The sequence below is a fragment of the Aeromicrobium sp. genome (assembly GCF_025965075.1).
Classification (GTDB): domain Bacteria; phylum Actinomycetota; class Actinomycetes; order Propionibacteriales; family Nocardioidaceae; genus Aeromicrobium.
The window spans coordinates 1-3,766 of record NZ_JAOPXQ010000066.1 but is presented as its reverse complement, the minus strand read 5'-3'; the positions used below and the strand labels follow the sequence as shown (position 1 = coordinate 3,766).

Genomic DNA, 3,766 nt, shown 5'->3' with positions numbered 1-3,766 from the left:
CCCCACACCACGAGCTCGCCGTCGATCACGACACCGGGCGGGAGCTGCTCGGCCGCCTCGAGGGCGACGTCCGCGAAGGCCGCGGTGATGTCGTGCCCGCGCCGGGACTGGACCCGGCAGCCGTCGGCGTCGACGAACAGGATCGCGCGGTAGCCGTCGAACTTCGGCTCGTACGCCGATCCGCCGTGCAGGCCCTGCTCCTCCGGCAGGGTCGCGACGGCGCGGGCGAGCATCGGCTCCTGCGGGAACGGCAGCATGGGGCCCGCAGTACCCCGTCGGCGAGGTCCGACCCTCCCAGCGGCCGGTGGGCGTGCTCCGGGGCCGGGCCGCCGACGTTTCGTCCCCTCCCTTGCGGGTAATCATCAGGCCTGCGGCCCGTAGCCACGGCCCACGGCTGGGACGGGAGCACGGATGACGCACGAGGCGACGCTGGACGGTGCCGGGATCACGGCAGACCGCCTCCGCTCCTTCGTCCGGGCGCCGGTGCCGTTGCCCCGCCACGGCGACACCCACGCCCGGTGGGAGCGGTTGATCTCGGTTGCCCGGACCGACCTGCCCCTGGCCAAGCTCGTCGAGCCACACCTCGATGCCCTCGCGATCCTCGCCGAGCTGGACCGGCCCACCGACGGCCAGGACGACCTGTGGGCGGTGTGGGCGGCCGAGCCCCCGTTCGCCGTGCTGGACGCTCGACCCGTCGACGGCGGCTGGGTCCTGGACGGCCGCAAGGCGTTCTGCTCCGGCGCGTCGCTCGTGACGCGCGCGCTCGTGACGGCTCGCACCGCCGGCGGGCCGCGGCTGTTCGCGATCGACCTGTCCAGCGGCGGGATCACGGTCGACGAGTCGGCGCCGTCGTGGGCGAGCCCGGGCATGATGCGTGCGGACACGCACACCCTGGCATTCACCGACGTGCGGGCGGACCCGGTGGGACACGTCGACGACTACACGCGACGCCCGGGCTTCTGGTGGGGGGCCATCGGGATCGCCGCCTGCTGGCTCGGCGGGGCACTGGGCGTCGCCGACACCCTCGAGCACGCCGCCGATCGGCTCGACGCCCACGGTCGGGCCCACCTCGGGGCGGTCCGTGCGCGCCTGCTGACCTTGACGCTGGCGCTCGAGGCCGCCGCCCACCGGGTTGATGCCGACGAAGAGCAGGACCTGCTCGAGCTCGAACGCCTCGCCCAGACGCTCAGGGCGACCGCGGCCGACACCGTCGACGACGTCATCTCCTGGGTCGGACGCGCCCTCGGACCGGGGCCCTTGGCCTTCGACGCCGCCCACGCCGCCCGGGTGGCGGACCTGCAGGTGTTCGTCCGCCAGCACCACGCCGAGCGCGACCTGGAGCGGCTCGGCTCCTTCGGAGGTCCCGTTGTTTAGCCCGTGGCGCCACCGACTGGAGTCGATGCCGACGACCCCGCCCGACGACCCGGGCGGTCGCGCCGTCGTGCTGTCGGCCCATCCCGACGACGAGGTGCTGACGATCGGCGCCTGGCTCGCGACCCACGCGGACCGGGACCTGCGGTTCGTCACGGCGACGGACGGGGAGGCCTCGCACCCGGACAGCCCGAGCATGACGCCGTCCGAGCTCGCGCGGCGTCGGCCGCGGGAGCTGCTCGCCGCCCTGCGCGCGCTGGGGATCCCCAACCCGCAGGTGCAGCGCCTCGGCCTGCCCGACGGGGCGCTGGCCGGCCACCGGGACGAGCTCGTGGAGCTGCTCGGTCCCGTCGTCGGCGACGCGGAGCTCGTCCTCGCGCCGTTCGAGGCCGACGGCCACCCCGACCACGACGTCCTGGGTGACGTGGCGCTGGAGCTGTGCGGCGCCGCCGGCGTGGTCCTGTGGCGGTTCCCGATCTGGACCTGGACGTGGACGACGCCGGCGGACCAGCCGTGGCTGGCCGGCGCACGACGCCTCGACTGCACCGCGGCCGCCCGCGGGCGCAAGCGCCGGGCCGTGCGGGCGTTCACGACCCAGGTCCGCGCGATCAGCGACGACCCGCGGGACGCCGCGGTGGTCAGCGAGGCACTGCTCAACCACGCGCTGCTGGCCCCCGAGGTCGTCCTCACGTGACCGAGCGCGCCTACTTCGACGAGCTCTACGCCTCATCGCCCGATCCGTGGGACCTGGCCGCCCGGGCGTACGAGCTGCGCAAGTACGACCTGACGGTCGCGAGCCTCCCGCGGGCCCGCTACCGGCGGGCGTTCGAGCCGGGCTGCTCGGTCGGGCTGCTGACCCGCCTGCTCGTCGAGCGCTGCGACGAGGTCGTCGCGAGCGACCTGGTGGCCGCGCCTCTGGTGCTGGCGGCCGAACGGGCGCCCGCGGCGACGTTCCGCCGCGGCGGGGTGCCGGACGACTGGCCGCCGGGCCGCCTCGACCTCGTCGTGCTGTCCGAGCTGCTGTACTACCTCTCCGCGGCCGACCGGGCCGCGACGATCGAGCGGGCACGGGAGTCGCTCGACCCCGGGGGACACCTCGTCGCGGTGCACTGGCGGCACCCGTTCGTCGAGGCGGCGTGCGACGGTGACACGGCCCACGCGGAGATCCGTCGCGACCCGACCTGGCGGGTCCTCGTGGAGCACGTCGAGCCCGACTTCCGGCTGGAGGTGCTCGAGCGTGGTGCGGACTGACCTGCCCGTCCTGGCGGTCGTCGTGCCGGCCCGGGACGAGCAACGGCTCCTGCCCGCGTGCCTCGCGGCCCTGCACGCCGCGATCCGCCACGTCGGCGGCGTCGAGGTCGACCTCACGGTGGTCGCGGACGCCTGCTCCGACCGGACCGCCGAGATCGCCGCCCGCGCCGGCGCCCACGTCCTCGAGACGGACGGGGCCAACGTCGGGGCCGCCCGCGCCCTGGGTTGCGCCGCCGCGCTGGAGCGTCACGCTGCCCGGTCCGACCGGCTGTGGCTCGCCACGACCGACGCCGACAGCCTCGTGCCGACCGGATGGCTCGATGCCCAGCTGCGGTCCGCGACGGCGGGCCTCGACCTGCGGGTCGGCACCGTGACGCTCGCGCCGGCCGACCGCCATCGGCACCGGTTGTGGGTCGAGCGCTACGAGGCGCACGCCGAGACCGGACGGCACGGCCACGTCCACGGGGCCAACCTCGGCACCGCGGCCTCGACGTACGTCGCGCTCGGCGGGTTCCGACCGCTGACGCACGGTGAGGACCACGATCTCGTCCTCCGGGCCCAGCGGAGCGGCGCCAGGATCGACTGGTCGATCGACCATCCGGTCCAGACCTCGGCGCGGCACGTCGCCCGAGCGCCGCGTGGGGTGGCGAGGGACCTGGTGGAGTCGATCGGCCGCGAGGCGGACGACGTCGCCTGACGTCGAGCTGTGGTTCATCGCGACGCGCGAATCCCGCAAGGTCGCGCACCTGCGGGTCAACCCCACCGCCGCCGTCACGGTCGCGGGCGACAGCTCGTGGGTGTCGCTGGCGTGGCTGCCGAGCGCCGAGCCGCCCGCGAGCAGCGGGATCGCCATGACGGCGCCACCTTCCGCCCGGCCCAAGGCCTCCAACGTACCGCGCGGCGGGTGGTGCGTGCCCACCGGTTTTGCGCCCGCCACGCCGGGTACGTCGCGGGGAGCGCCGCCGCGTCGGCGGGCCCACGACGTATGAGGGGAAGGACCATCCCGTGCACAGCGAATACGACTACCTGATCATCGGCGGCGGCATGGCGGCCGACGCCGCAGCGAAGGGCATCCGGGAGATCGACGCCTCGGGCACGATCGGCATCGTGGGGGAGGAGCCGACGGCCCCGTTCCCGCGGCCGG

At 75.3% G+C, this 3,766-nt stretch carries 4 protein-coding genes and 1 pseudogene; 4 read left to right on the top strand and 1 reads right to left on the bottom strand.

What is annotated here, in order from left to right:
- A pseudogene (locus tag JWQ91_RS04205) lies at positions 1-257 on the bottom strand (ATP-dependent DNA ligase); the annotation flags it as partial.
- 154 nt (positions 258-411) lie between these two features.
- On the opposite strand from JWQ91_RS04205, the gene JWQ91_RS04200 reads away from it, so the two are divergent.
- The 4 genes from JWQ91_RS04200 to JWQ91_RS04185 are packed head-to-tail and all read left to right on the top strand — an operon-like array spanning position 412 to position 3,319.
- Positions 412-1,374 carry an acyl-CoA dehydrogenase gene (locus JWQ91_RS04200; RefSeq protein WP_297781232.1) on the top strand — a complete coding sequence of 321 codons (963 nt, stop codon included), beginning with the start codon at positions 412-414 and terminating at the stop codon, positions 1,372-1,374.
- A gap of 25 nt (positions 1,375-1,399) precedes the next feature.
- Positions 1,400-2,065 carry a PIG-L family deacetylase gene (locus JWQ91_RS04195; protein WP_297781229.1) on the top strand — a complete coding sequence of 222 codons (666 nt, stop codon included), beginning with the start codon at positions 1,400-1,402 and terminating at the stop codon, positions 2,063-2,065.
- Entirely contained in the window at positions 2,062-2,622 is a 561-nt protein-coding gene (locus tag JWQ91_RS04190) for a class I SAM-dependent methyltransferase (protein ID WP_297781226.1), read from the top strand. The genes JWQ91_RS04195 and JWQ91_RS04190 overlap by 4 nt, the downstream gene beginning before the upstream one ends.
- Entirely contained in the window at positions 2,609-3,319 is a 711-nt protein-coding gene (locus tag JWQ91_RS04185; RefSeq protein ID WP_297781224.1) for a glycosyltransferase, read from the top strand. The genes JWQ91_RS04190 and JWQ91_RS04185 overlap by 14 nt, the downstream gene beginning before the upstream one ends.
- Positions 3,320-3,766: the final 447 nt, after the last annotated feature.

Bases quoted from the DNA above. Each gene is read 5' to 3' on its own strand.
- JWQ91_RS04200 (WP_297781232.1), top strand. From the start codon at position 412: ATGACGCACGAGGCGACGCTGGACGGTGCCGGGATCACGGCAGACCGC.
- JWQ91_RS04195 (WP_297781229.1), top strand. From the start codon at position 1,400: ATGCCGACGACCCCGCCCGACGACCCGGGCGGTCGCGCCGTCGTGCTG.